At 61.4% G+C, this 26711-nt stretch carries 22 protein-coding genes; 17 read left to right on the top strand and 5 right to left on the bottom strand.

The genetic code is table 11. The annotated features are described in order from the left end of the window. Positions 1-112: 112 nt before the first annotated feature. The 6 genes from trpB to OHL16_RS10240 all read left to right on the top strand — a co-directional run bounded on the left by trpB (position 113) and on the right by OHL16_RS10240 (position 5774). Positions 113-1348, top strand: a complete 1236-nt coding sequence (trpB, locus tag OHL16_RS10215) for a tryptophan synthase subunit beta (RefSeq protein WP_263367019.1) — start codon at positions 113-115, stop codon at positions 1346-1348. Continuing rightward, complete coding sequence (gene trpA, locus OHL16_RS10220) at positions 1349-2110, top strand: tryptophan synthase subunit alpha (protein WP_263367020.1); 762 nt, start codon at positions 1349-1351, stop codon at positions 2108-2110. Between the two features lie 102 nt (positions 2111-2212). Continuing rightward, positions 2213-2479, top strand: a complete 267-nt coding sequence (gene pheA, locus OHL16_RS10225) for a chorismate mutase (RefSeq protein WP_263367021.1) — start codon at positions 2213-2215, stop codon at positions 2477-2479. 49 nt (positions 2480-2528) lie between these two features. After that, a complete protein-coding gene (aroF, locus tag OHL16_RS10230) occupies positions 2529-3548 on the top strand; it encodes a 3-deoxy-7-phosphoheptulonate synthase (protein ID WP_263367022.1) in 1020 nt (339 codons plus the stop codon). Between the two features lie 3 nt (positions 3549-3551). After that, positions 3552-4421 carry a prephenate dehydrogenase gene (locus OHL16_RS10235; protein ID WP_263367023.1) on the top strand — a complete coding sequence of 290 codons (870 nt, stop codon included), beginning with the start codon at positions 3552-3554 and terminating at the stop codon, positions 4419-4421. 111 nt (positions 4422-4532) lie between these two features. Then, on the top strand, positions 4533-5774 hold the full coding sequence (locus OHL16_RS10240) for a threonine ammonia-lyase (protein WP_263367024.1): 1242 nt from the start codon (positions 4533-4535) through the stop codon (positions 5772-5774). 231 nt (positions 5775-6005) lie between these two features. Here the strand turns inward: OHL16_RS10240 and OHL16_RS10245 are convergent, their stop codons facing one another. Continuing rightward, on the bottom strand, positions 6006-7277 hold the full coding sequence (locus OHL16_RS10245) for a D-alanine--D-alanine ligase family protein (protein WP_263367025.1): 1272 nt from the start codon (positions 7275-7277) through the stop codon (positions 6006-6008). A gap of 467 nt (positions 7278-7744) precedes the next feature. Continuing rightward, a complete protein-coding gene (locus tag OHL16_RS10250) occupies positions 7745-8722 on the bottom strand; it encodes a GNAT family N-acetyltransferase (protein ID WP_263367026.1) in 978 nt (325 codons plus the stop codon). A gap of 537 nt (positions 8723-9259) precedes the next feature. Between OHL16_RS10250 and OHL16_RS10255 the strand changes: the two genes are divergently transcribed. From OHL16_RS10255 to OHL16_RS10295, 9 genes are all read left to right on the top strand, one after another. Continuing rightward, positions 9260-10552, top strand: a complete 1293-nt coding sequence (locus OHL16_RS10255) for a DUF4382 domain-containing protein (protein WP_263367027.1) — start codon at positions 9260-9262, stop codon at positions 10550-10552. 308 nt (positions 10553-10860) lie between these two features. Beyond that, a complete protein-coding gene (locus OHL16_RS10260) occupies positions 10861-12609 on the top strand; it encodes a coagulation factor 5/8 type domain-containing protein (RefSeq protein ID WP_263367028.1) in 1749 nt (582 codons plus the stop codon). Between the two features lie 119 nt (positions 12610-12728). Beyond that, positions 12729-13175 carry a MarR family winged helix-turn-helix transcriptional regulator gene (locus OHL16_RS10265; RefSeq protein WP_263367029.1) on the top strand — a complete coding sequence of 149 codons (447 nt, stop codon included), beginning with the start codon at positions 12729-12731 and terminating at the stop codon, positions 13173-13175. Continuing rightward, positions 13172-14542, top strand: coding sequence for a chloride channel protein (locus tag OHL16_RS10270; RefSeq protein ID WP_263367030.1), 1371 nt, complete (start codon positions 13172-13174; stop codon positions 14540-14542). The genes OHL16_RS10265 and OHL16_RS10270 overlap by 4 nt, the downstream gene beginning before the upstream one ends. 358 nt (positions 14543-14900) lie before the next feature. Continuing rightward, positions 14901-16361 carry a DUF4382 domain-containing protein gene (locus OHL16_RS10275; protein ID WP_263367031.1) on the top strand — a complete coding sequence of 487 codons (1461 nt, stop codon included), beginning with the start codon at positions 14901-14903 and terminating at the stop codon, positions 16359-16361. A 112-nt stretch (positions 16362-16473) separates the two neighbouring features. Next, positions 16474-16803, top strand: coding sequence for an ArsR/SmtB family transcription factor (locus tag OHL16_RS10280; RefSeq protein WP_263367032.1), 330 nt, complete (start codon positions 16474-16476; stop codon positions 16801-16803). After that, complete coding sequence (locus OHL16_RS10285; protein ID WP_263367033.1) at positions 16800-17261, top strand: SRPBCC family protein; 462 nt, start codon at positions 16800-16802, stop codon at positions 17259-17261. The genes OHL16_RS10280 and OHL16_RS10285 overlap by 4 nt, the downstream gene beginning before the upstream one ends. Before the next feature lie 124 nt (positions 17262-17385). After that, positions 17386-19002, top strand: coding sequence for a DUF6600 domain-containing protein (locus OHL16_RS10290; RefSeq protein WP_263367034.1), 1617 nt, complete (start codon positions 17386-17388; stop codon positions 19000-19002). Positions 19003-19323: 321 nt separating this feature from the next. Next, on the top strand, positions 19324-22596 hold the full coding sequence (locus tag OHL16_RS10295; RefSeq protein WP_263367035.1) for an Ig-like domain repeat protein: 3273 nt from the start codon (positions 19324-19326) through the stop codon (positions 22594-22596). 29 nt (positions 22597-22625) lie between these two features. On the opposite strand, the gene ychF is transcribed toward OHL16_RS10295, so the two are convergent. Together ychF and OHL16_RS10305 are read right to left on the bottom strand one after the other, a co-directional pair. Further along, on the bottom strand, positions 22626-23723 hold the full coding sequence (ychF, locus tag OHL16_RS10300; protein ID WP_263367036.1) for a redox-regulated ATPase YchF: 1098 nt from the start codon (positions 23721-23723) through the stop codon (positions 22626-22628). Positions 23724-23798: 75 nt separating this feature from the next. Then, the gene (locus OHL16_RS10305; RefSeq protein WP_263367037.1) at positions 23799-24395 is read right to left on the bottom strand and encodes a CGNR zinc finger domain-containing protein; all 597 of its coding nucleotides are present in this window, start codon (positions 24393-24395) and stop codon (positions 23799-23801) included. A gap of 69 nt (positions 24396-24464) precedes the next feature. On the opposite strand from OHL16_RS10305, the gene OHL16_RS10310 reads away from it, so the two are divergent. After that, the gene (locus tag OHL16_RS10310) at positions 24465-25394 is read left to right on the top strand and encodes an EamA family transporter (protein ID WP_263367038.1); all 930 of its coding nucleotides are present in this window, start codon (positions 24465-24467) and stop codon (positions 25392-25394) included. Between the two features lie 238 nt (positions 25395-25632). On the opposite strand, the gene OHL16_RS10315 is transcribed toward OHL16_RS10310, so the two are convergent. Then, entirely contained in the window at positions 25633-26397 is a 765-nt protein-coding gene (locus tag OHL16_RS10315) for a 3-keto-disaccharide hydrolase (protein ID WP_263367039.1), read from the bottom strand. Between the two features lie 37 nt (positions 26398-26434). On the opposite strand from OHL16_RS10315, the gene OHL16_RS10320 reads away from it, so the two are divergent. Further along, the gene (locus OHL16_RS10320) at positions 26435-26701 is read left to right on the top strand and encodes a hypothetical protein (RefSeq protein ID WP_263367040.1); all 267 of its coding nucleotides are present in this window, start codon (positions 26435-26437) and stop codon (positions 26699-26701) included. The last annotated feature ends 10 nt before the right edge of the window (positions 26702-26711 follow it).

The following is a 26711-nucleotide window of genomic DNA, read 5'->3' on the forward strand; positions in this document are numbered from 1 at the left end:
CTGAGAGATAGCTGAAGGCAAGCTGAAGTTTCAGACGAGATCGATATCCACACGAGCCGCGACCGACAAGGTTGCGGCTTTTGTTTTTGAAGCAGGGAGTAGGAGAGGCGTGATGAGCTCGATGGCGGCGATGGTTAATCCGGCGGGACCTGTGACGTCGGCTGCGGGGCGGTTCGGCGTCTACGGCGGGAGGTATGTGCCCGAGACCCTGATGGCGGCGCTCGAGGAGCTTGAGGCGGCGTATGCGCAGGCCAAGGAGGACGTGGCGTTTCAGGCGGAGCTGGATGATCTGCTGCGGAATTACTGCGGGCGGCCTACTCCGCTGTACTTTGCGAAGCGGCTGACGGAGACGCTCGGCGGCGCGAAGATCTACCTGAAGCGCGAGGACCTGCTGCACACCGGCGCGCACAAGATCAACAACGCTCTCGGCCAGGGGCTGCTGGCGCGGCGGATGGGGAAGAAGCGGATTATTGCGGAGACGGGCGCGGGGCAGCATGGGGTGGCGACGGCTACGGTGTGCGCGCTGCTCGGCATGGAGTGCGTCGTCTACATGGGCGAGGAGGACATGCGCCGGCAGGAGCTGAATGTGTATCGCATGCGGCTGCTGGGCGCGGAGGTTCGCGGGGTGAGCGCGGGGTCGGCGACCTTGAAGGATGCGATCTCGGAGGCGATGCGCGACTGGGTGACGAATGTGCGGACGACGTACTACGTGCTGGGGAGTGCGCTGGGGGCGCATCCCTACCCGACGATGGTTCGGGATTTTCATCGCGTGATCAGCAAAGAGGCGAAGCGGCAGATTATGGAGCAGGAGGGCAAGCTGCCGACTGCGGTGGTCGCTTGTGTCGGTGGTGGGTCGAATGCGATTGGCGCGTTCTACGAGTTTCTTGATGATGCGAATGTGCAGTTGATCGGCGTCGAGGCAGGTGGACGCGGAACGGCGCTGGGAGAACACGCAGCGCGCTTTCAGAAGGTGGGAGGCGGAGTTCCGGGCGTGCTGCAGGGGACGTACAGCTACGTGCTACAGGACGACGCTGGGCAGATTGCGGCGACGCACTCGGTGTCTGCGGGGCTGGACTATGCGAGCGTCGGACCGGAGCACGCGATGCTGCATGACTCAGGCCGCGCGACGTACACCTCGTGCACCGACGATGCTGCGCTGAAGGCCACGGTGACTCTGGCGCGGACGGAGGGGATTCTGCCGGCGCTTGAGAGCGCCCATGCGGTGGCTGAGGCGATACGGCTGGCTCCGACGATGGCAAAGACGGATGTGCTGATGGTGAATCTGTCGGGGCGTGGCGATAAGGACATGGGGATTCTGGCAAGGGAACTCGATTTGAGGGGTGCGTAAGTGGCGATTGCGTTCAACAGAAGACCGGGAATCGTTGCTTATCTGACTGCGGGTGATCCGGACCTTGCTACCACGCGGGAGATCGCGCTGGCTGCGATTGATAACGGCGCGGATGTGATTGAGCTGGGTGTGCCGTTCAGCGACCCGCTCGCCGATGGCCCTGTGATTCAGCGGGCGAGCGAGCGCGCAGTTGCGCATGGGACTCGGCTGACGGATGTTCTGGGACTGGCAAAGGAGCTTCGCGCGGCGCGGCCTTCGGCTGGGCTGGTGCTGTTCTCGTATCTGAACCCCGTCGTGCGAATGGGGATGAAGACCTTCTGCGAAAAGGCCGCTGAAGCGGGAGCGGATGGCGTCCTGCTGACGGACATGATCGTCGAAGAGGCTGGCGAGTATCTCGAAGCGATGCACGCGAACAAGCTGGCTCCGGTGTTTCTTGCGGCTCCTACGAGCCCGGATGCACGGCTTGCGGCGATTGCTGGCGCTTCGCAGGGCTTTGTGTATGCCATCTCACGCACAGGAACGACAGGCACGCAGCAGAGTATAGCTGGCGATGCTTCGGAGCTGGTCGGCAGGCTGCGACAGTTTACAAAGCTGCCGATTGCGGTGGGCTTCGGCATCTCGAACGCCGAGCACGTGAAGGCTGTTGGCGAGTTCGCTGATGCAGCGGTGATTGGCAGCGCGATTGTTGCGCTGATCGAAAAGACCGCTCCTGCAGAGGCTCCCGCCGCGGTGGGACGGTTTATTGCGGGGCTGCAGACATGATCGCGATGCAGGCAGATGCGGGCGGGCGCACGGCGAGCGCCGGTTATCATGAATCGAATGCAAAACCATGTGACGGAAGGCGTTGCAGTTAGAGGGCACACGATGGAGATCTCAGACTGGCGGCAGAAGATTGACGGGCTGGACGAGCAGATTGTTCGCCTCATCAACCAGCGGGCCGAGGCCGCGCGGGCGATCGGCGAGCTCAAGCAGAAGGCAGGTCTGCCAGTCTACGAGCCGAAGCGCGAGCAGGACGTCTTCGATCATGTCAGCCGCGTGAACCAGGGGCCGCTGTCGGACACCGAGATTGTGGATGTGTACCAGCGAATTATCGACGTAATGCGGGGACTGCAGAAGCAGAACCCGAAGTAAAGAGATTTGTAGCCAAATTTTGTGACATCAGGAAAGCGAAGCGAAGACGATGATCGTAGCGATGCAGGACCATGCAACCGAAGAGAACATTCAGATAGTGATCGAGCGGATGGTGGAGCTCGGCTTCAGCGTTCACCGCACGACAGGCGCGGCGCAGACGATTCTGGCGGGCGTGGGCACGCCGGATCACTTTGACGTGGCGGAGTTCAAGGTCCTGCCCGGGGTGCATGATGCGTATCGCATCTCGTCGCCATACAAGCTGGCGGGACGGAACTTCCGGCCCGAGGGAACGAAGGTCACGTTCCCGAACGGCGTCGTGGTCGGCAACAAGGAAGTCGTGGTGATGGCCGGGCCGTGCTCGGTGGAGTCGCGGGAGCAGATCCTGTTGAGCGCGAAACAGGTCGCCGCGGCGGGCGGAAAGTTCTTGCGTGGCGGAGCCTTCAAGCCGCGCAGCTCGCCGTACAGCTTCCAGGGCATGGGGCTCGAAGGGCTGAAGCTGCTGCGCGAGGTGTCGAACGAGACCGGCCTGCTGGTCATCACCGAGGTCATGGAGATCTCGCAGATCGAGCTGATGCTGCCGTACATCGACTGCTTCCAGGTGGGGGCGCGCAATATGCAGAACTTCAACCTGCTGCGCGAGCTTGGCAACGTGCGCAAGCCGGTGCTGCTGAAGCGCGGCATCTCGGCGACCATCGAAGAAGTCCTGCTGTCTGCCGAGTACATCCTCTCCGGCGGCAACTACGACCTGATGCTCTGCGAGCGCGGAATTCGCACCTATGAGACTTACACGCGCAACACGATGGACATCTCGGCGATTCCGGTGCTGAAGAAGCTGACGCACCTTCCGGTGCTGGGCGATCCGTCGCACGGCGTCGGCATCCGCGACCTGGTTCCGCCGATGGCGCTGGCTGCGGTCGCCGCGGGCGCAGACGGCCTGTTGATGGAGATGCATCCGAATCCCGACAAGGCTATGAGCGACGGCGCGCAGAGCCTGTATCCCGAGCAGCTCAATAAGCTCGTGGCGCAGTTGCGGCAGCTTGCTCCAGTGGTCGGAAGAGCGGTCGCGTAGAGCATGGTTGAAGGGGCAGTGGAGCGGGTACTCATCATCGGGACAGGGCTGATCGGCGCGTCGACCGGCCTTGCCCTGCGCGCTGCGGGCTTCACAGGGCGCATCGATGGATGGGACCAGAGTTCGCTGGAGCTGCGGGCCGCGCGCGAGATGGGCGCGGTCGACGGCGTCGCCGGCAATGATTGGGGCGCGCTGGAGCTTGCCCGCCAGGCGGACGTGATTGTGCTCGCCGTTCCTGTGCTCGCGATCAAGGACTGGATGCAGCGCCTCGCGCCGGTGGTGAGCGCGGGGCAGCTTGTGACGGACGTGGGCAGCACGAAGCTCGAGATCACCGAATTTGCCGCGACGCTGTACGGCGGCGAAGGGCAGGCAGTGTTTCTGCCCGGGCATCCGATGGCGGGCAAGGAGTCGGGCGGGGCGATGCTGGCTGAGGCCGGGCTGTTCAACGGCGCGATGTGGTTGTTTACTCCAGCGACTCAAGAGCCGACGGCGCTCGAAGCGCAGTGGCGGAGCTGGATCGGCTTTATCGGCGCGCGGATGCTGGACATGGACGCGAAGCGCCACGACGAGCTGTGCGCGTGGGTGAGCCATCTGCCGCAGATGCTCTCGACGGCGCTGTCCGCTCTGCTCGAGGAGGAGTTCGGCGATGCTCCGGAGATTGCCGCCATCGGCGGGCGCGCACTGCGCGAGACGACGCGGCTGGGAGCAAGTCCGTACAGCATGTGGCGCGATGTCGCGCTGACGAACACGAAGCCGATCGCTGAGACGCTGCTGGCGCTGGAACAGAGACTGATGCATGTGCGGGAGAATCTGCGGACTCCGGGACTGCGCGAGGAGTTCGAGCAAGCGAACCGTTTTCGCGCGCGGCGATAGACGGTCGACTGCATGGGTTGAGAAGCAGATCCCTCCGCTTCGCAGCGCGATGAAACTGCGCCGCTCCGGTCGGGATGACAGGATTGGGTAGTCTGTGAGGAGGAGAGGCGTTTGAGGGCGACTGAGCAAGCAGTGAGCGAACTGAGTATCAGCCTTGCCGATGTACACGCGGCGCGCGAGCGGCTGCGCGGAGCGATCTACTACTCGCCGTGCGCGCACTCGCAGATGCTGTCGGCTCTGACTGGGCAGCAGGTGTATCTGAAGCTCGAGAATCTACAGATGACCGGCTCGTTCAAGGAGCGTGGCGCGCTGAACCGCATCGCGCTGCTGACTCCGGAGCAGGCCGCGCGCGGCGTGGTGGCGGCGAGCGCGGGCAATCACGCGCAGGGCGTGGCGTATCACGCGACGGCGCGCGGGATTCGCTCGGTCATTGTGATGCCGCTGGCGACCCCGCTGGTGAAGGTGACGGCGACGCGCGGGTTCGGCGCCGAGGTTGTGCTGCACGGCGCGAACTACGACGAGGCTTATGAAGAGGCCCGGCGCATCTGCGCGGCGCAGGAGATGACGTTCATCCATCCGTTCGACGACGGCGCGGTGATGGCCGGCCAGGGAACGATTGGGCTGGAGCTGCTGGAGCAGATTCCGCAGCTCGAGGCGGTGGTGGTTCCGATCGGCGGCGGCGGGCTGATCGGCGGAATTGCGTGCGCGATCAAGGAGTCGCGGCCGGATATTCGCGTCGTTGGAGTGCAGACCTCGCGGCTGCCTTCGATGGCGGTCGCGATGGAGCGGCATCGTCCGGTGACGATCGATCCGGCGACGACGATCGCGGATGGTATTGCGGTTCGGCGCGCGGGAGAGGTCACGTTTCCGGTCGTCGAGAGATATGTCGACGAGATCGTGACCGTCGATGAGGACGAGATCGCGTCGGCGATTCTGATGCTGCTGGAGCGCGAGAAGACGCTCGCCGAGGGTGCGGGCGCTACGGCGCTCGCGGCGCTGCTGCAGAAGAAGACGTCGCTTGAGAACAAGCACACAGGCGTGCTGGTCTGCGGCGGCAACATCGATGTGACGCTGCTCTCGCGGATTATCGAGCGCGGTCTGGTGCAGGATGGCCGCATGATCCGGCTGCGGATTCATCTGCTGGACAAGCCCGGCGCGCTGGCCGAGCTGACGAAGCTGATCGCAGCACATCGCGCGAACATAGTCGATACGCTCTACAACCGCGCTTATTACGGCGTGAATCTTGGCGATACGACGATTGATATCACGCTTGAGACGCGAGGGCGCGAGCAGGTGGATGAACTGCTGGCGGCGCTTACGGCTGGCGGGTATGTTCACAGCCGTGTTGTCTGACGTGTTGTCTGAAGCGTACCTCAGGGGCTAAAGCCCCTTCTCTTTGGTTGGCGTTGGCGGCACGGCTGAAGCCGTGCCCTTAAGCAAGACAAAGGCGAGAAGCAGATTCCTCCGCTGCGCTGCGGAATGACAACCAGAAAAGCAAGAACAACGGCGACCGCAGGTCCTTCGACTGCGCTGCTGACGATGTCAGCAGCTTCGCTCAGGATGACACGCTTTTGATTTTTCGAACTATGTTCGGGTGAAGGTGGTTTGTTGTTTTTCTTTGTGGCGTTCGATGGCCAGTTGGATGAGGCGGTCGATGAGTTGTTTGTAGGGGACGCCGGTGGCGTCCCAGAGTTTGGGGTACATGCTGATGCTGGTGAAGCCGGGGAGGGTGTTGATCTCGTTGAGGTAGATGCGAGGCTTTGTCTTGCTTCCCTTCTTCTTTCCCTTTGCCGCGGCGCTTGCCGGTTCCATGAGGAAGTCGACGCGGGCGAGGCCGGCGCAGTCGCAGGCTTTGAAGGCTGCGATGGCCATCTGGCGGATCTGTTTGGATTCGGCGGCGGTGAGTTTGGCGGGGATGATGGGGACGCTGGTGTCGGAGAGGTACTTGGCTTCGTAGTCGTAGAACTCGGCTCCGGGGACGATCTCGCCGACGACGCTGGCTTCGGGCGAGTCGTTGCCGAGGACGGCTACTTCGAGCTCGCGGGGTTTGGCTCCGGGGCCTCCGACGCCTTGTTCGATGACGAGCTTGCGGTCGTAGCTGGCGGCGAGGTCCATCGCGGGGGCGAGCTCGCTGCGGTCGTGGACCTTGCTGATTCCGACGGAGGAGCCAAGGTTCGCGGGCTTCACGAAGAGCGGGTACTTCAGCGACTTTTCGATGAGGCGCGTGGCCTTGCGCGGGTCGGCGCGCCACTCGCTGCGGAGCATCGCGAGGTACGGCGTCTGCTGGAGGCCGGCGGCGGAGAAGAGCTTCTTCATCGCATCCTTGTCCATTGCGGCGGCGGAGCCGAGGACTCCGGAGCCGACGTAGGCGATGTCGGCGAGTTCAAACAGCCCTTGAATCGTCCCGTCTTCGCCGAACGTTCCGTGGAGGACGGGGAAGATGACGTCGAGGTCGAGACTTGAGCTGCCCGACGAGCCCACATCTGGCGATGAGACCGCCAAGTGTGGGGCACCCAATCCAAACGGTTGCAGCGATTCGGCGGGAACCGGCGGGATGATGATGGCTTCGTCACCACGCTTGAGGACGGCGGCGGTGGGAGTGGCCTCGGGGTCGCCGGCGAGGCGCGGGTTTTCGGCGGGGAATTTGCCGGTGAGGAGCGCCTGGGCATCGTGTGCGGTGACCCAGCGGCCCTGCTTGGTGATGCCGATGGGAACGACGTCGTATTTTTTCTTGTCGATGGCCTTGAGGATGGAGGCGGCGGAGAGGAGCGAGACCTCGTGCTCGCCGGAGCGGCCGCCGAAGAGGATGCCGATTCGTTGTTTTGGCAAAGACTTCTTTGGTGTTTTTCTGTTCATTTTCTTATCTTCAGTCTCCGACAAGATGCGCAGCGGTTGGGGTGGAACTTCGCGCGGGAATAAGGGGGGTACCCCCCCTCCCTGGGTGTTTTGTGCAAAGTATTCATTTCATTTGGTTTATGGCTGGACTTCTTTTGTAAAATATTCCATCCAAAGGGTTTATGGGTCAAAGTGTTGAAAATACGGTTGTTAGTTGCTGGTTGTTAGTTGTTCGTTGAACTGCCCTGTCGGGGCGAGGCTCTGTTCTTAGTTCTAGTTTAATGGATTGACAGGAACTACTCTGCCACGCGGAAGTGGTTTGGTTTGATGAGGTTGAGTGGTTTGGGGGCTTGACAGGACTTTCTGTGGAATTTCGTCAGCGAGTCAGCGAACAAGCAGATTCCTGTGGTTCGGATCTCATGCCTTCCGCTGCATTTGCCATCACGGCGCGGGCATTTGTGGCGGTTTTAGGGAACCTGGGCGGCGAGTTAGCGCCAGTCGTCGATCACATAGGCGTCGGGCCGATTGAAGCCGGTTGCGTGTGGACGCTGCATGGAGACACCTTGCATGGAGGTGCGATATCCGTGGGAGCGCATGCGCCGGTAGGCATCTTCGCGGGCCAGGTTCACGCCTGCCTCTACCGCCGCTCCGCGCGAAGAGGCAAATGCCTCGCATGCATTCAGGAGATTGTCGAAGCGTTCTCCCGCACCCGAGCCGTTGCGTGCAGCTCCGAATTTGACGTAGCAGATCTTTGCGCCGCCCTCGGATCCAACTCCGTTCATGCAGACGGCGAAGGCATCGAGAACGCCGCGCTTGTAGGTCAACACGATGTCGCCGGTATGGTTCGCAAGCACGGCGCGGATCTCTGCGGCGAGGTCGAGCCCCTTATGGATTCTCTTGGTGAGTTTCGTGCAGGCCTGGATGGCTTGTTCGCGCTGGTTCCTGGTGAGGGTTGACAGCAACGTTGGCATGTCTGGGGGTGCGTTTGGGGGCCTAGCCACGAGCGCTGAAGTTGCTTCCGGCGTGCGGGTCATGATGGCTGTGAGGTACTGCGGCCAGTAGCCGAACTTCTGGTACAGGCCTACGTGCCTGGCGCTGTGCGCGAAGGTGTACAGCCCGGTATGGCGGACGCCCCATCTGTCGAAGATTGCCATCGTTGCCTCGAGGAGGCGTTTGGCAACGCCGTGGTCCCAGTACTCCGGCAGGACGGTGAGGGGGCCGAAGAAGCCGAACGATCCCCAACGCGTGACGACGTTCGATCCGATCAGGCGGCCACCATCGCGCGCCGCGATCACTTTGACGTTGGGCGAGCGCCAGCGCGGCGTCAGGAAATTGCGATCGTCCAGGAAGTCGGATGGGTTGGGCAATCGGAGGAAGGTTCCAAAGGCCAGGCGGACGATGCGGTTGGCCTCTTCGAGTTCGCTCTGTTTCAGCGGGCCGACCTTGATGGACTTCTTCGTTGCCATTGCCTTACGCCTTCTATGTTGTTGATTGCGCGTGGGCCCGGTGTACGAGCAACAATGAGCGTTGCTTCGGATCGACGTCAAGGATAGCCGGAACAATGGCAACGACCAAGGCACACGCAAGGGGCGCAACAGGGCGCCAAAGGAAGGGCAAAAATACGGGTGTCGGAATCGCCCTCTTAAATAGGGCGCCGAAATCTAAAGCCGATTGCCAACCCCAGGTCACTTGTAATCAATCAAATGAAAGGCAGATGATATAGTCTGCTTTGGACTTATCCAGCAACGTATTTTTCTGCTGGTGTTTTGATTTGCTGGCAATACATTGATCTTCGGTATCGCTGGTTGTGGGCCCTGGTTCCTCTATTTGGTTAGGAAGATTACCAATTGGAGGTAGAAAGCAGCGCGGACTAGTGCGCTGCCAAAATAATAATGACCAACAAAATGTGGGCTTTGCTCTTGTTCTCCAGTCTTTTGCTTGCTGGGGTTGGAATCATAGCGTGCAGTAGCAGTGGCTCTTCAGGCACAGGCACAGGGATGGGAATGGCTACTGTAAGCATTAGTGACCCTGCTACTTGTGCGGGTCCGAGCGGACCCTTTGCTCATGTCTATGTGACGATCACTGACGTTCAGGCGCACGTCAGCTCCACGGCCGGAGACAACGATCCCGGCTGGAAGGACCTGACCCCCAATCTCTCAAAGTCTCCTAAGCAGATTGATCTGCTTGGACAGGCGAACAACCAGTGCTTCCTGGCGACGCTGGGAGACGCGCAGCAGCTTCAGGCGGGGAACTATCAGCAGATCCGGCTGATCCTTGCCGACAACGGCGCGAACATCCCAAACAGCCTATGCACGAGCTCGGCCAACTGTGTGGTGCTGACGGCTGACCACAGCGTGCATACGCTGCAGCTCTCGAGCGAATCGAAGACCGGAATCAAGATTCCGTCGGGGCAGATTGCTTCCGGCGGCTTCAATATAGCGGCAGGCCAGACGAAGGATCTCGACCTCGACTTCAATACGTGCGAGTCCATCGTGCTGGAAGGCAATGGAGAGTATCGCCTGAAGCCGGTACTGCATGCGGGCGAGGTCAGCACCACCTCTACCTCGATCAACGGCAAGGTGCTGGACAAGACGACCGGCAACCCTGTAAACGGAACCGTGCTGGTGGCCCTGGAACAGAAGGACGCTGCTGGTGTGGACCGCATTGTGATGTCGACGCTGGCAGGCGCGGATGGCAGCTTCGTCTTCTGCCCGATCCCGGCAGGAACGTATGACGTGGTGATTGTGGGCGAGCGGGCTGACGGAGTTGCCTACCAGCCTTCGATCGTGACCTCCATTGCGAACGGCGAGACCACTGGGAACGTCAACCTCTATGCAGGGGTGGCGGGAACGCTGGGGAGCGCCGCTCTTGCAGGGACGGTGACGTCGCAGAACAGCGCGAACAGCGGCACGGTCGCGGACATTGACCTGAGCGCTTTGGAAACGGTGGGGACCGGCACCTTTACGATTCCACTGGTTCCCAATGCGCAGCAGCCTTCGGCAGAGCTTGCAGTGGAGACTGCGGCGTCGTCCAGCTGCCCAACGGGCACGGATTGCGTGAAGTATTCGATGACGCTTGCTGCCGGAGGCCCGTATGTCGGCGCCTTCTCTGCCAGCGGAGTGACGCTGACGCAGAGCTCGCCGCTTGCGACGTACGTTGTTGATGGCCTGGCATTTGTGCCTGGTGGCGGCGTTGTGCCGGACTGCTCCCCATCCGAACTGAAGTCGCAGGCCTATCCGCTGGTGAGCAGCTTCTCGCTCACCGTACAGACGTTGCCCTTCACTCAATGCCAATAGTCGGCTAAACCAGCGTGGGCCGGAGTCGAGTGACTCCGGTTCACGCTTTTTGTTCGAGGGAGAGGCTGACTCCTCCGTTGTATTGCGGAAGTGACAACATGCGTGGCAACGTCAAAGGCGAACGCGGAGGGCGCAAAGGTGAACGCAAAGGACGCAAAGTGCGAGCGCGGCTCCGGAATAGGATCTTAGCCCTTTAGAGAAATGTTCGTGTCAGTATTGCCGCTGAGTTTGATTCGCAAGTGCTTGCTTCAGCGGGAGTTGAGAAGGAGAGTCGAGAGATGAGAGTGGCGACGCCTTGCGGGGAGCGTATGAAGATTGGTCTGGTTCTGGGGATGCTGGCGTGCGCGGCGGGGACGGTGTTGGCGGCCGGTGGGGATAAGCCAGGTTTGGGGCCAGGGTCGGGGCCAGGTTCGAGGCTGGATTTTGGGCCGAACGTGATGGTCTTCTCGCCGCAGATGCCGGCGGAGGAGATCCAGGCGCAGATCGACAAGGTCTACGCGGTGCAGCAGCACAACGAGTTCGGGCCGGAGCGCAATGCGCTGCTATTTCTTCCGGGCGAGTACAAGGTGGATCTCCCCGTGGGGTTCTACACGCAGGCTCTGGGGCTGGGTGCGTCGCCCGATAGCGTACATATCTCAGGCAATGTGCATGTGGACGCAGCGAGCAGGAACAACAATGCGACAACGACCTTCTGGAGGGCGGCGGAGGGCTTTTCGGTGACGCCGGAGGACGGCACGATGCAGTGGGCGGTGTCGCAGGCCGTCGCGTTTCGGCGGATGCATGTGAAGGGCGATATGGTGCTGCACCAGAAGAGGGGCTGGGCGAGCGGCGGATGGATGTCGGACACGCTGGTGGACGGGAATGTGGGGTCGGGGACGCAGCAACAATGGATCTCGCGGAACAGTGAGTGGAAGAGCTGGACGGGTTCGAACTGGAACATGGTGTTTGTCGGTGTTCCGCAGGCCCCGGCGGGGGAGTGGCCGCAACCGCCGTATACGAAGGTTGGAGAGACGCCGGTGGTGCGGGAGAAGCCATTTCTTGTCGTGGATAAGGCTGGCAGGTATGGCGTGCGGGTTCCTTCGCTGCGGAGGAACAGTGCGGGGATCACGTGGCATGGCGGCGCGACGCCGGGAACGACGATTCCGATGGAGAAGTTTTATATCGCTCGGGCGGGTGTGGACTCCGCGGAGACGATCAATGCGCAGCTGGCGAAGGGGAAGAATCTGCTGCTGACGCCGGGGATCTATGAGCTGACGGATGCGATTCACGTGACGCAGCCGAATACAGTGGTGCTCGGGCTGGGGTTCGCTACGCTGAAGCCCGTGAAGGGCACAGCGGCGATGACGACGGCGGACGTGGATGGCATCATCGTCGCGGGGCTGTTGTTCGATGCGGGAGAGACGAAGTCTCCGGTGCTGCTGGAGGTGGGTCCGGAGGGTAGCAGGGCAAGCCATGAGAAGAACCCGATCTGCGTGGAGGATGTGTTCTTTCGCGTCGGTGGCGCGGGAGTGGGGCGCGCAGTGGCGAATCTGGAGATCAATAGCAATGACACGATCGTCGACCACACGTGGATATGGCGCGCAGACCATGGACGAGGCGTGGGCTGGGACAGCAATGTGAGCGCGCACGGGCTCGTGGTGAATGGCAACGACGTAACGGCGTATGGATTGTTCGTCGAGCACCACCAGCAGTTTCAGGTGTTGTGGAACGGCAAGGGCGGGCGGACGTATTTTTATCAGTCGGAGATTCCTTACGATCCTCCCGACCAGAAGAGCTATACGAGCGGGCTGGGGACGAATGGATGGGCGTCGTACAAGGTGGCCGATGGGGTGACGAGTCATGAGGCGTGGGGGCTGGGAATCTACAGTGTCTTCCGGCATCCGGATGTCGTGCTGACGCGGGCGATCGAGGTTCCGAAGGACCCGAATGTGCGGTTTCATCACATGATCACGGTGGCCCTGGATGACAAGGGCGAGATCAGCAACGTGATCAACGACGCAGGCGGGGCTGCGGTGCCGAAGCCGCGGGTGACTCCGAAGGTGACGAGCTATCCGTAGGTGAAAACGTGCGAACGAAGGCGGATCGCAGTACGATTTGAATTACATCGCATTGCGATATAATTTGGTTAGTGCTGCTGTTGCCGCGGCATTAGCTACCGCCTCCGGGGTGCATGGATTTGAAGACGAAGCATTGGATCGACAAGGAGACTGTTCAGGACCTTGCGTGGTTTCGCTATAACCTGCGCAAGTTTCTGCGGTTCAGCGAGGATGCGGCGCGGGAGTGCGGTGTGACTCCGCAGCAGCACCAGTTGATGCTGGGAATCGCCGGATTTAACGGGTCGGGGTCGGCCACGATCTCTGAGCTGGCGGAGTTTCTGCAGGAGAAGAACCACTCGGTCGTGGGACTGGTGGAGCGCGCGATTCAGAGCGATCTTGTCCGGCGGCAGAGCAGCGAGGCGGACCGGCGCGCCGTGGTGGTCTCGCTGACGCAGCGCGGGGAAGAGGTGCTCGCCGCGCTGACGGCGATTCATCAGGAGGAGATTAAGCGGACCCGGGCAGGATTTCTCACTCGCCGCAGGCGACGGCGCTCCCTTGCAGGCGCAGGCAGAGGCGAGCGGGCATGACGACGAAGACAGGAGAGACTGCGACGCAGAGATGGTTCATGAGGCATCCGTTCTTCCGGAGATTGCCTGCGCTGGTTCGCGAAGACCTGAGGAAGGTGTATGAGCGCGACCTGCGGAAATGGCTGATCATCGCTCCCATCATCGGGGTGACGAGCGGGCTGATGATTACGGCGATTGCGGAGCTGCTGCTTGGAAGAATGTGGCCTGCGGTGCTGGGCTTCTACCTGCGGCATCACTGGGCGATTATTCCCGGGCTGGTGGTTGGCTTCGTCATCACTGGACTGCTCATGCAGTATCTGACTCCGTCGCCGGATGAGCATTCTACCGAGGAGATTATTCGCTCGTACCATGAGCGCGATGGCGTGGTGAATCTGCGGCCGATGCTGCCGAAGCTGCTGGCGGCGATTACGACAGTGGGGTTCGGCGGCAGCACGGCGCTGGAGGGGCCGAGCATCTACGGCGGGGCCGCGATCGGGTCATGGCTGTGGGGAAAGCTGCGGCGGTTGCGTCTTCGGGACCGTGACCGCCGCATCATGCTGATCTGCGGTGCGGCGGCGGGAATGTCGGCGATCTTTCGCGCGCCGCTGACGGGGATCGTCTTCGCGCTGGAGATGCCTTACCGCGATGACCTGGCGCATGAGGCGCTGGTGCCTTCGCTGATCGCGTCGGTCTGCTCGTTTGTGACGCTCAGCTCGTTTATGGGCGGAGCTCCGCTGTTCAACTTCGAAGGCATCGCCGGGTTTACGCGGCGAGATCTCTATTGGAGCGCGCTGCTTGGCCTGATTGTGGGGCTGGTCGCGATGGCGTATGTCATCACGTTCCGCCGCGCGCGCAGGTTCGTGGTGAAGTGGAGCCTGCCGCACTGGCAGAAGCTCGCGATCGGAGGCTTTCTGACGGGAGTGTGTGGGTGGCTCTTTCTGCACATGTATCCGGGGACTTTGATGCCGATTGGCCCGAACTACGAGGCAGTGGGCGAGGTCCTGAAGAAGCATCACAGCACGCTGCAACTGCTTGTCTTCAGCGTGCTGAAGCTCGCGGCTACGCTCTTCACGCTGGCTTCGGGTGGCGTGAGCGCGATGTTCGTGCCGCTGTTTCTGACAGGCGGCACGATTGGGACGGCCTTTGCGCAATCGGTGGTGCACAGCCCTTCGCTCGGGCTCTATGCTGCGGTTGGCATGGCATCGTTTATCGCGGCGGGGTATAAGACTCCTCTTGCGGCGGTGGTCTTTGTGGCGGAGGCGACGGGAGGCCATGCGTTCATCATCCCTGCGCTGGTCGGAGCGGCGGTGGCGTATGCGGTCTCGGGCGATGCCTCGGCCTCGGGAGATCAGCGTCTGCACGGCGGCGTGAAGGCGCAGGAGATTTAAGGGCGCAGAGGCGAACGCGACGGCACGGAAGGTTGTGAATTAGTGCGAGCCGGGGTGGGGGAAAAGTCCAGATTGGAGATGAAATTGCTCGGCAAAAACACCCTCTGAGCGGCCGTTTTCGCCGTTAGAGGGCGAGGGCACGCCGGTGTCCTTAAGTTGTGGTGGGTGTACGACTAAAGGGTCATTGCTGGATATGGTTCCAAATTGGTTCATTAGGGGTGGCGCGCGTGGAGTACTACGCTCTAAAACGCACCGAGCATCGCGCCTGAAGTGCTTGCGTAGCAGAACTTACCTCCCCAGAGGTTCGGCTTTCTGGGTCGCGGCAGAAGACAATATTCGGTTCACCGAAAGGGCCCCCATGTCTACCAATCGAGATACCAGTACCTCGAAGTTGTTGCGCCTCCCCACTCTTCTCTCCATTCTTTTTGGAACACTCGCGCTGGCGATCGCAATTGTTGCCGGCTGCAGCAGCGGCATCAACTCTTCGTCGACACCGACGGGCAACAGCACGCTGGGGACGGCTTCGGTGAGGATCAGCGATCCTTCCACATGTACAGCCCCCAATGGACCTTACGCGCACGTGTACATCACGGTCGCCGACATTCAGGCCCACACGAGCGCGCACGCCGGGGCGAATGATGCGGGCTGGGTGGACCTGACGCCAAACCTGCCCGCGGCTCCTGTGCAGATTGACCTGCTGGGACAGGCGAACAACCAGTGCTTTCTGGCGACGCTGGGAGCAACGCAACAACTGCAGCCGGGCAACTACCAGCAGATTCGCGTGATTCTTGCGGACACGGCCTCGTTGACCAGCGGCAAGGGCGATGCGTGCACAAACGGTTTGAACTGCGTGGTGCTGAACGATGGCAGTACGTATCCTCTGCAGCTCTCGAGTGAGTCGAAGACAGGCATCAAGATTCCGCTGGGGCAGATTGCGAACGGTGGATTCCATGTCGGCGCGGGACAGACTAAGGACCTGGACATCGACTTCGACACCTGCGACTCGATTGTGCAGAACGGCGACGGGACCTACCAGCTGAAGCCTGTGCTGCATGCCGGCGAGGTGAGCAGCATTGCAGGCACGTCGATCAACGGCACAGTCGTAGACAGCGCGACGGGAAGCCAGATCAATGGCGTGGTGACAGTTGCGCTGGAGCAGAAGGACGCGAACGGCATCGATCGCGTGTTCATGAGCACGATGACGGACTCGAATGGGATGTTCGTGTTCTGCCCGCTTCCTTCGGGAACTTACGATGTTGTGATTGTGGGGCGGGACAGCACGGGCGTGGTGTACTCGCCGACCGTGGTGACGGGAGTCACGACGGGTTCGACGGTCTCGACTGTGGCGCTGCATGCGCTGCCGGGGGTTTCGGCCGGGGCGGCTGTGCTACAGGGGCAGGTGACAACGCAGAACGGCGCAAACCCGCCCGCCGGCACGGCCGCCCACGTTCAGATCAGCACACTGGAGACCGTGGCGAGCTCTCTGACCGTGACGGTGCCGCTGGTTCCAAGCTACTCGAGCGTGCAGGTTGCGCTGGCGACGGCGAACAATCTGAGCTGCCCGGCGGGGACGGACTGCACAAGCTACAACCTGAAGACGTCGGCCGGGCCGGCGTTCGTGGGAACGTACTCTTCGAGCGGAATTACGCTGACGCCGAGCGCGCTTCCGGCGTCGTACATCGTGGATGGACTGGCGACGGTTCCGGCATCAGGCGGGACCGCGGACTGCACGAACAGCGAGCTGAAGGCTCCGGCTGTGACTCCGGTGGTAGGGGTCTCGACTTCGGTCGCGACGCTTGCGTACACCGGATGCCAATAGCTGGCTGACGTGGATGCGGAGAGTCCGCCCTTCGGGGCGGACTTTCTTTTTGCGCGGGCTAACGTTTTCCAATTTGACATGCAACCATTTGGTTGCCTATAGTCTGTAGTCGATGGATGCGGATGCAGTCTTCAAGGCGCTGGCCGATGCAAGCAGGAGGCAGTTGCTGGACCGTCTGTTTGCGAAGAATGGCCAGACGCTGAGCGAGCTGTGCGTGGGCCTGGATATGACGCGGCAGGCCGTCTCGAAGCACCTTGCTTTGTTGGAGGAGGCGAATCTTGTGGCGACGCGCAAGCACGGCCGGGAGAAGCTGCACTACCTGAATCCCGTTCCCATCAGCGAGATTGCGGAGCGTTGGATTGGCAAGTATGAGCGGGCTCGTTTGAGCGCGCTTAGTGACCTCAAGAAGAACCTGGAAGGCAAAAGGAGCAGAGAGCAATGAGCAACGACAAATTCGTATATGTGACGTATATCCGTACGACTCCTGAGAAGCTGTGGGAGGCGCTGACGAAGCCGGAGTTTACACGGCAGTACTGGTGCGAGTGCTGGCACGATACGGCGTGGGAGGCAGGCTCGCCGTGGAAGCTGATGATCCCCGATGGCCGCGTGGCCGATAGCGGCGAGGTCGTGGAGATCGATAAGCCCAGGCGGCTGGTGTTGCGGTGGCGCAACGAGTTTATTCCAGAGATGAAGGCCGAGGGCTATTCGAGGTGCGTCTTTGAACTTGAGCCGAAGGGCGAGACGGTGAAGCTTACTGTGGTCCACACGATCGACGTTCCAGAGTCGAAGTTTCTGGAGAGCGTTTCGAACGGCTGGCCGGGGATTCTTTCGAGTCTGAAGAGCCTGCTGGAGACGGGGGACGGGCTGGAGGCGACGAAGCATTGGCCGAAGGGGATGTAACGGGCGGGACGTGATGGCGGGACGTGGCGGATCGGGCGAGGGGTTGCGCGACCGGTCCGCTGCGGCGGGCGTATACTTTGTGCGCCTGCTGGAGTAGTCGGCGGGCGGAAGGGCCGGTGACCGTATGAGGATTGGCTCTGGAACAATCGCAACCTTAATTAAGATGGGCATGTTGCTGGGGCTGGCGGGTGGGCTGGCGGCTCAGGACAAGCCTTCCACAACAGAACAGACTGCAAGTGCGAGTGCAACGCAGGAGAGCACGGCGCAGGTGAGTGCGGCGCAGTCGAACGAGAGTGCGCAGCCTGTTGCGGCGGCGAAGGAGAACAATGGCGCTGCGGCGGGTGACTCGCACGTGCGGATTGTGCGGCTGAGCGAGGCGCAGGGCACGCTGGCGATGGACCGCGGTACGGGCAAGGGCTACGAGCCGACGATGCAGAATATGCCGATTGTCGAAGGCTCGCGGCTGCAGACAGATGATGATGGCTATGCCGAGGTGGAGTTTGAGGACGGAAGCACGATGCGGCTGGCTCCGGACTCGCGGGTGGAGTTTCCGCTGCTGGTGCTGCGGAGCGGTGGCGCGAAGGCTTCGACGGTGAATGTCGTGCGCGGGACGGTGTATGTGAGCCTGGAGAACACGCAGGACAACGAGTTCACCCTGAAGGCAGGGCAGGCGGCGATGAGGGTGACGCCTTCGACGCATCTGCGCGTGGAGATCGCGTGGCCGAAGATGGCGGTGTCAGTGTTTGCGGGCGACGTTCAGGTACAGTCCGGCGGCGCGACGACGATGGTGGGGAAGAAGCAGTCCGCGACGCTGGATGCGACCGACGCGAGCAAGGTAGAGGTGACGAAGAAGGTCGCGGCGGCTACGTACGACGGTTGGGACAAGGACCAGGTGGACTATCACAAGCGATATGCAGCCAGGGGGAACGCGTTTAAGGGCGGCGGCTATGGGTACGGTGTGAGCGACCTGAACTACTATGGGAGCTTCGTGAACTCGGGATGCGGGGCATTGTGGCAGCCGTATTTTGCGAGTGCAGCGTGGGACCCATACGGGAACGGCGCGTGGGCTTATTATCCGGGCGCGGGGTACTCGTGGGTTTCGCCGTATCCGTGGGGATGGCTGCCGTATCACTCGGGCGCGTGGACGTATTGTTCGGGGCTGGGATGGGGATGGCAGCCGGGAGGTAGCTGGCGCGGGTTGAATAATGTAACAAATACGTTTGCACAACCTCTGCCAGGCAAAACAGGACAAGTTGTGTCGAACACGGGAGTTGTGGGACCTCCGCGGCCGCCGGTTACGCCGATCTCGACGCTGGTGATGGCGAACCGGACTCCGCTTGTGATTTCCAAGGAGGGCCAGCCGGGCAACTTCGTCTTTCAGAAGAACTCGGCTGGGATGGGCGTTCCGCGCGGCTCGCTGGGAGAGTTGAAGGGAATCGCAAGCGGCGTGGAGCATCATGGATCCGCGAGCATCCCGGTGTACGTGGAGCCGAGAGGACCGCAGGGGGCGCCGGGAACTCCGGGACACCCGATGAATAGCGCGCCGGTGGCTCTGCGGCAGGGCTCTCCGAATGGCGGATCGCCAAATGGAGGCATGCATGAGAACCATGCGCCTTCGTCTCCTTCGGGCGGATCGTTCCATTCGACGGGAGGGAATGCTTCGGGCGGCGCAGCTTCGCACGCGGGCAGTGGCGCGCCCAGCGGTGGGTCGAGCGGCGGCAATGGGGGCCGGTCGAAGTAAGAACGGAGAAGCAAGCTCCGCAGTTGCCGATACGAAAGCTGTGCTGCAGCGACCGTTATCCGAAGGGGATGTAATGCGGGGCGGCGAGCGGCTCGCCTTTCTGCCGCTTCTTTATGCATATGGGAAAGCTGATTTTTAGGCTATGAATTCCAGCTCAGGTGTCATAGAGTTTCTTCACCGAAAAAACTGTAGCGGAGCCGTATGTCAGTGCTTTTCCGTTGTTTTGTTTTGCTCTGTACTGCCTTGTATCCTAGCCTGTCCTTTCCTCAAGCGAGGAACTCTGTTCAACGGGACCGCGTTACCGCTCGCCCTGACGCAAGGGTGAGCACCAGGCTTGAGGGGCACGTCCCCGGCTGGGCCTCCAGTTCCCGCGATCGCGGAGCCGTGCGGCCTGACACGGAGTTGAACATTACGTTTGTGCTTTCACGTTCGCCGGAGCTGCAGGCGCAGTTTGAGCAGCTTCTCGCTGACCAGCAGAACCCGAATTCGCCGCGTTATCACCAGTGGCTGACACCGCAACAGGTGGGCGAACAGTACGGTCCTACGCAGCATGATCTGGATGCGCTGCGCGAATGGCTTGTCTCTCAGGGCCTGGCTGTGAAAGAGGTAGCTCCCAGCGGCATGTTCGTCAGCGTCTCGGGCTCCGCTTCCTCGGTGGCGGCGGCTTTGGCCACGGATTTCCATTATTTCGAGAAGAGTGGCAGCTTGCATATGTCGGCAACGGCGGAGCCGGCGATTCCCAGCGCTCTAGTTCCGGTTGTCAGTTCTATCTCAGGGCTTGCCGAGGCGGAGATACGCCCAGCGCACCATGGCGAGGCCCGATCGATTTCGGCGAAGACGGATGCGGGCGGCGTCCATCCGCAGGCAACTTCCAGCAACGGCAGCCACTTCATCACACCGGGCGATTTTGCGACGATCTTCGACCTGAAACCGGTCTACAGCGCCGGGTATGATGGCGCCGGACAGAAGGTGGCCGTGATCGGCCGCTCGCGCGTTGCCGCGAGCGATATTACTGAGTTTGAGAACAAGACCGGGCTTAGGACGAATGTTCCGAATGTCGTCATTCCGACCAGTGGCGTCGATCCCGGAACGACCAATGACGGAGACCAGGCCGAGGCAACGCTGGACGTCGAGCGAGTGATTGGCGTAGCGCCCGGAGCGCAAGTCGATCTCGTCGTCAGCGGGACTGCGGGCAATTACAACGGACTCCATATCGCGGCGCAGTACGAGGTCCAGACGCTGCTTGATCCGGTGATGAATATCAGCTTCGGCGGCTGCGAGGCATACAACGGCGTGTCCGCTGTGGCGCTGTGGGACGCGTTGTTTTCGCAGGCGGCGAGTGAGGGGATATCGGTCTTTGTGTCATCGGGAGACTCGGGAGCTGCCGGCTGCGATATTGGCGGAGATCTTGCTCCGGTGACTCAGTTTCTTAGCATCAACGACATCTGTTCGAGTTCGTATGCCACGTGCGTGGGCGGGACGGAGCTGGTGGATTTCGCTAACCCATTGCAGTACTGGTCCTCGACCAACGGTCCCGGTCTCGTCTCGGCGCTGGGATATATTCCGGAGGGTGCGTGGAACGAGTCGGCGATGTACCAGTCTTCTATCGGCGGCTATCCCGTCCTCAGCGGCGGAGGAGGGGCGAGTGTGTATGTTCCGAAGCCCTTATGGCAGACGGGACCGGGGGTTCCTGCCGACAAGGCAAGGGACGTTCCCGACGTCAGTTTTCCCAGCGCAGGCCACGATGGGTATTACAGCTGCTTCGCGGCGGCAGGCGGAGACTGCGCCTCAAATTACTTCATTGATTTTGCCGGAACGTCGAATGCTGCGCCCTCCATGGCCGGGGTGGCCGCGATTCTGAATCAGAAGATGGGTGGAGCGCAGGGTAACCTCAACCCTCTGCTCTACCAGGTTGCAGCGAGCAATCCCAGTGCTTTTCATGACGCGACACCAGCCAGCAGCGGAATCTATAGTTGCTCGCTCGGTGCTCCGAGCACGTGCAATAACAGCACTCCATCTGCCATGAGCCTTACGGGAGGGCTCGCCGGTTATGCTCTGACGACCGGCTATGATCAGGCGACGGGGCTTGGATCGCTGGACGTGGCGAACTTTCTGGCGGCTGCGGCTTCGATCTCGCATCCGGGAGTTGCGGCCACGACGCTCGCGGTCCATGGAAGCGCGACGACCATCTCCGACACGCAGACGGCCACTTTCACGGCCACAGTCAGTTGGAAAACGTCCAGCATGCCGACCGGGACGGTTCAGTTTTACGCGAACGGCAACACGCTTGGCGCGCCAGTGACAGTGTCGTCGGGAACGGCAACGACAGCAGCGCTGCCTTTCCCCTCGGCCGGAACGTACTACATTACGGCGACTTACTCGGGCGACAGCAACTATGCGGCTTCGACGGCGCCTGGCTTTGCGCTTGTGGTGACGGGGCTCACGTCTGCCACGACAGTTTCGGTATTCAACGCGTCGATTCCGGTGGGAACGAAGACGACTTTTGCGGCGACGGTGACGGGTTCGGGATCGACGAAGCCTACGGGGAACGTGCGCTTTCTGGTGCTCGGCACGAACTATGGAGACTATGTTGCGACGGTGACGCTGGTGAATGGCAGTGCGACGACTCCGCTGCTGAGCTTTCCGACGATCGGTACTTATACCGTGACCGCACAGTATCAGGGTGATGCGGTGTATTCGCCGTCGAATTCGTCAGCGCTTTCTTATGCGGTCATCAGAGCAGTATCAGTTACCCACCTGGAGGGATTGAGCTACCCACTGAGTCAAAGTATCGGAGCTGGCGGAGGAGGCTATTACGTGGCTACGATTGGTCCCTCCATAACAACAACGACAGCTCCAAGCCCCACCGGCACGCTGCAGTTTTATGTGAATGGGCTAGCTCAGGGTTCTCCGTTTTCTTTTTCATCTCCACAGCCAGTGATCTTTCCATCTGCAGGGACGTATACGGTCACTGCCGCTTACTCGGGCGATAGCTACTGGCAACCATCAACTTCGAATGCAATCAGCCAGACGGTTCTTTCACAACCGGCTACGTTCAAGATGACCACAGCGACGCAGACCCTGTCGTTTACTGCGGGAGCGACGACCGGGAACTCCTATTCCGTGAGCGTCACTCCGTCTCTGGGTTTCCTGGGAACGGTTAACCTGGCGTGCACCGTCTCGTATAACGGCAGCGGAGCGGCGAATGCGCCAACGTGCACTCTGGGCAACCCCAGTATCTCGATCAGCCTAAATGCGCAGTCCGGTTCATCGCTCGTTACAATCAACAGCGTTGCCCGGCCGGTAGCCAGTTCCCGTCTACAGAGTTGGGACCGCCCCGGCGCGATTACGCTCTGCGCGTTGTTGTGGCTGGTTCCGGTTCGCCGCCGGAGTTGGCGCGTATTAGCGATGGCGGTTATCGCGCTGGCTGGATTGACAGCGCTCCCCGGATGCGGCGGAGGTGGAGGGTCGTCTACGCCATCTGGTCCTAGTCCAACCACACCGGGAAGCTACACGGTTACGATTTCGGCCACGACAACAGCTACGGGAGTTTCTGTTCCTGCGCCGTTGACGATCGCACTTACGATCAATTGAGGACGTGATCCCGTGCGAGAGCGACGGCGTCAAACATTGAACTTGAAGAAGAGGATGTCGCCGTCTTTGACGGTGTAGTCCTTGCCTTCGCTGCGGAGTAGGCCTTTTTCTTTGACGGCTTGTTCGCTGCCGTATTTGAAGAGGTCTTCGCAGGCGTAGCAGTCGGCCTTGATGAAGCCGCGCTCGAAGTCGGAGTGGATGACTCCGGCGGCTCCGGGGGCTTTGGTTCCGCGGCGGATGGTCCAGGCGCGGACCTCCTGGACTCCGGCGGTGAAGTAGGTGATGAGGTCGAGCAGGCGGTAGGCCGAGTGGATGAGGCGGTCGAGGCCGGGCTCGTGGAGTCCGACGGACTCGAGAAACTCGGTGCGTTCGGGCGGATCGAGTTGCGCGATCTCGGCTTCGAGGGCTCCGCAGATGCGGACGACCTGGGAGTTCTCTTCGGCGGCTCGCTTTTCGACGGCTTCGGTGTAGGCGTTGCCATTGGCGAGCCCGGCCTCGTCGACGTTGGCGACGTAGAGCTGCGGCTTGGCGGTGATGAGGAAGAGTTCGCGCGAGGCCGTGCGCTCGTCGTCAGTGAGGTCGGCGGCCCGGGCGGGTTTGCCGGCTTCGAGCGTGGCCTTGAGCTTGGCGACGGCGGAGGCTTCGGTCTTGATCTTCGCGTCCTGCGTGTTGCGGGCGAGCTTTTCGACGCGCTGGCTGCGTTTCTCTACGGTCTCGAGGTCGGCGAGCAGGAGCTCGGTGTTGATGATGTCGATGTCGTGGAGCGGGTTGATGGCTCCGGCGACGTGGACGACCTCGGGGTCGTCGAAGCAGCGCACGACGTGGCAGATGGCGTCGGTGGCGCGGATGTGGCCGAGGAACTGGTTGCCGAGGCCTTCGCCCTTGCTCGCGCCTTCGACGAGGCCGGCGATGTCGATGAACTCCATCGTGGTGGGGACGAGGGACTTGGGAACGATGAGCGCGGAGATCTTGCTAAGGCGCTCGTCAGGCACCGTGACGATGCCCGTGTTGGGGTCGATGGTGCAGAAGGGGTAGTTGGCGGCCTGGGCCTTGGCCGAGGTGAGCGCGTTGAAGATGGTGGACTTGCCCACGTTGGGCAGGCCGACGATTCCGCAGTTCAATGGCAAGAGAGTGGTTCCTTTGAGATGAAGCGCTGGGAGCCGTATGAGGCTGTCCTATATAGGATAGTGCATGGCGCGGGGTTACGCCTTGTGCTGGGCCTTGAAGCGGCGGGCCTTCATGCGGTTTCCGCAGAGGCTCATGTCGCACCAGCGGCGTGAGTGATTTTTGCTGGTGTCGAGGAAGAGCCAGCGGCACTCGGGGTTGTCGCAGGCGCGGATCATCTCGGCGGCCTGGGTGGTGAGGAGGTCGGAGGCAGATTGCGCCAGGAGCCAGATGGGAAACTGCGGGTCAGACTCGCTGCCGGACCAGCTCAGTTCGAGGCGGGATTGGTTCCAGCGCAGCTTGCGATGTGTGTGTGCTGCCCGGATGTGGTGATCGAGTTTTTTTGTCACGGCTGCGGGGGGAGTTCGGTCACCCATTATGGCGTAGAGAATTTGTGCGGCAGCTTCGCGGAGCTCTCTTGCCGACTGCAGGGTTTGCGTAGCGCTGCCGCCTGACTCGCGGCGAATGCGCTGCGTCTGGCGAGGAGTGAGCATCCCTGATTGCTCGGCGAAGCGAAGAAGGTCGTCGTAAGTGTTGAGAAGCTCCTCCGGGCCGGTTGAGCGGAAGCGCCAGTCGAGCGTGTTGACGAGGTCGAGGACGGGATGGCCGGCGACGAGTTGGAAGGGCTTGGTCACTTATTTGATCGATAACCCCCTAAAGCATCTTTACAGGTTATCCGGCGACTCGTAAAGTGGTAACCACCTATGGCGAACACATCGGTTAGTGTTGGTGCTCCGAAGAGATCGTTCGACGTTCGAGTCGTAATGGCGTTCCTTGCGATCTATGTGCTGTGGGGGACGACGTTTCTGGCGATACGGGTCGCGGTGCTTGAGGTGCCTCCGCTGTTTGCCGCGGGAGCGCGGTTCTTCACCGCGGGTGTGTTGCTGTATGGCTTTATGCGGCTGCGAGGGAAGGCTCGCCCGACGGCGCTTGAGTGGCGCAATCTTGCGGTGATCGGTCTGCTGATGTTTGTGGTGGAGTATGGGCCGCTGTTCTGGGCGGAGAAGTATCTGACATCGGGGGTGACCTCGATTCTGGCGGCGACGGTCCCGCTGATCACGATTGTGCTTGAGATGGTTGTCTTGCGGCAGCAGGCGTTTCGCTGGAGCCTGCTGGGGGCGACGGTGCTGGGGTTCTGCGGAGTGGGCGTGCTGATGCTACCGAGCGGAGCTAAGAACGTTGCGCTGGTGCCGTGCGTGGCGGTTCTGTTGGGAACGACGGGCTGGTGTCTGGGCTCGGTGTTGCAGCGGCAGATGAAGCTGCCGGATTCGCGGCCGCTGACCTCGGGCGCGGCGATGATGCTGGGCGGCGGTGGTTTGCTGGTGCTGTCGGGGCTGTTTGGCGAGCTGCATCCGTTTCCGCATTTGTCGCTGCGGGCCGCGCTGGCGCTGGGGTATCTGATTACGTGCGGATCGCTGTTGGCGTTTACGGCGTTTGTGTGGCTGCTGGGAAGGATGCCGGCGTCGGAGATCTCAAGCTATGCGTATGTGAATCCGGTGGTGGCGATTTCGCTGGGATACTTTGTTGCGGGCGAGCATGTTGGCGGACGGACGCTGGTGGGAGCGGTGCTGGTTCTGGTGAGCGTATTCCTGATTCTTCGCTTGAACGCGATTTGTTTCAGGCAGGGCCGGTGAAGCGGTCGCGCGTGGGGCTGGCCCTGGGGGACGGTCTCGCACGACAACGAGCAGTATGCGACGCTGGCGCTGTATCTGCGCCTGAAGGGGTTGGCGCCGCCCAGCAGCGAGAAGTAGCTTTTCCCGGGAGGAAAGCGGTTCGCGCTTCGTGCGAATACCCACCTTAGCGACGATGAAGCCGTCGCGAAGGTGGGTATTCGGCTGGTGCAGATTCAATAGGACGAGCCTACGAAGTCGTCTACTTCGCGGGAGCCGGCGGAAGCTCACGGATTTTGATGTTGCGGAAGGAGACGGGAAATCCGTGGTCCTGCAGCAGAATGTAGCCGTCGTTGGCTTCGCCGAAGTTGGGGTAGACGTGATATTTGCTATCGGCGACGAGCTGGCGGAACTGTGGGGTGAAGCGTTCGTACTCGACGACCTTCACTCCGTTGAGCCAGTGCTCGCAGTGCGCTCCGTTGACGACGATGCGGGCGGTGTTCCACTCGCCGATGGGCTTTGTGGGTTTGTCTTTTGCGGCGGGGATCATGTCGTAGAGGGAGGCAAGGGTGCGGTCGCCGTCCCTGCCTTTTTTGCCGTCGGGGTGGAGGGCGTCGTCGAGGATCTGATACTCGAAGCCGATGGCGGAGCCGTGGCCTTCGTGACCTGGGGTCATGTTGAGGTTGACGAAGTACTTGATGCCGCTGTTGGCTCCGGGAGTGATGCGGAAGTCGACGGAGAGCTCAAAGTTGTCGTACTTGCGAGTGGTGATGATGTCGCCGGCGTTGCCGCCCTCTTCGCCGCTGTGCTCGGTGACGGTGATGAGGCCGTCCTTGACCTCCCAGCCTGTGGCGGGGAAGGCTGGGCCATGGGTGCTGCGCCAGCCGTTGGTGGTCTTGCCGTCGAAGAGAAGGCGCCAGCCCTCGGATTTTTCTTTGGGCGAGAGGGTGTTGGGGGTGGTTTGGGTGAGTGCTGGAACGGTGCTTGCGAGAAGGATCGCTGCGAGGAATGTAGTGCGGATGAGCATAGATTCCACGATACGTGGATTACGTGATGATTGGGTAGTGAGATGGAAGAGCTTCTATGCAACTCTCGCGTATATGCCCGACTACAATTTGCTGGAGCACAACGGCAAGCAAGTCACCGGGACCATCACTGTCAGCGCCAGAGCCGGCCGCGCACCGAGACGCAGGAGGAGACGGCCGCTCGTCGCGGAGCTGCATCTGGCGCAGCACGTCGATCACAAAGGGGTTCGCGCTTTTGCGCGAATGCCCCACCTTGGCAACGATGAAGCCGTCGCGAAGATGGGGCACCCGAGTGTTGGTGACTGATTCTAGATGT

This window comes from Edaphobacter bradus, from assembly GCF_025685645.1.
GTDB lineage: Bacteria > Acidobacteriota > Terriglobia > Terriglobales > Acidobacteriaceae > Edaphobacter > Edaphobacter bradus.

Bases quoted from the DNA above. Each gene is read 5' to 3' on its own strand.
- trpB (WP_263367019.1), top strand. From the start codon at position 113: ATGAGCTCGATGGCGGCGATGGTTAATCCGGCGGGACCTGTGACGTCG.
- pheA (WP_263367021.1), top strand. From the start codon at position 2,213: ATGGAGATCTCAGACTGGCGGCAGAAGATTGACGGGCTGGACGAGCAG.
- aroF (WP_263367022.1), top strand. From the start codon at position 2,529: ATGATCGTAGCGATGCAGGACCATGCAACCGAAGAGAACATTCAGATA.
- OHL16_RS10235 (WP_263367023.1), top strand. From the start codon at position 3,552: ATGGTTGAAGGGGCAGTGGAGCGGGTACTCATCATCGGGACAGGGCTG.
- OHL16_RS10245 (WP_263367025.1), bottom strand. From the start codon at position 7,277: ATGAACAGAAAAACACCAAAGAAGTCTTTGCCAAAACAACGAATCGGC.
- OHL16_RS10250 (WP_263367026.1), bottom strand. From the start codon at position 8,722: ATGGCAACGAAGAAGTCCATCAAGGTCGGCCCGCTGAAACAGAGCGAA.
- OHL16_RS10255 (WP_263367027.1), top strand. From the start codon at position 9,260: ATGGCTACTGTAAGCATTAGTGACCCTGCTACTTGTGCGGGTCCGAGC.
- OHL16_RS10260 (WP_263367028.1), top strand. From the start codon at position 10,861: ATGAAGATTGGTCTGGTTCTGGGGATGCTGGCGTGCGCGGCGGGGACG.
- OHL16_RS10270 (WP_263367030.1), top strand. From the start codon at position 13,172: ATGACGACGAAGACAGGAGAGACTGCGACGCAGAGATGGTTCATGAGG.
- OHL16_RS10275 (WP_263367031.1), top strand. From the start codon at position 14,901: ATGTCTACCAATCGAGATACCAGTACCTCGAAGTTGTTGCGCCTCCCC.
- OHL16_RS10280 (WP_263367032.1), top strand. From the start codon at position 16,474: ATGGATGCGGATGCAGTCTTCAAGGCGCTGGCCGATGCAAGCAGGAGG.
- OHL16_RS10285 (WP_263367033.1), top strand. From the start codon at position 16,800: ATGAGCAACGACAAATTCGTATATGTGACGTATATCCGTACGACTCCT.
- OHL16_RS10290 (WP_263367034.1), top strand. From the start codon at position 17,386: ATGAGGATTGGCTCTGGAACAATCGCAACCTTAATTAAGATGGGCATG.
- OHL16_RS10310 (WP_263367038.1), top strand. From the start codon at position 24,465: ATGGCGAACACATCGGTTAGTGTTGGTGCTCCGAAGAGATCGTTCGAC.
- OHL16_RS10315 (WP_263367039.1), bottom strand. From the start codon at position 26,397: ATGCTCATCCGCACTACATTCCTCGCAGCGATCCTTCTCGCAAGCACC.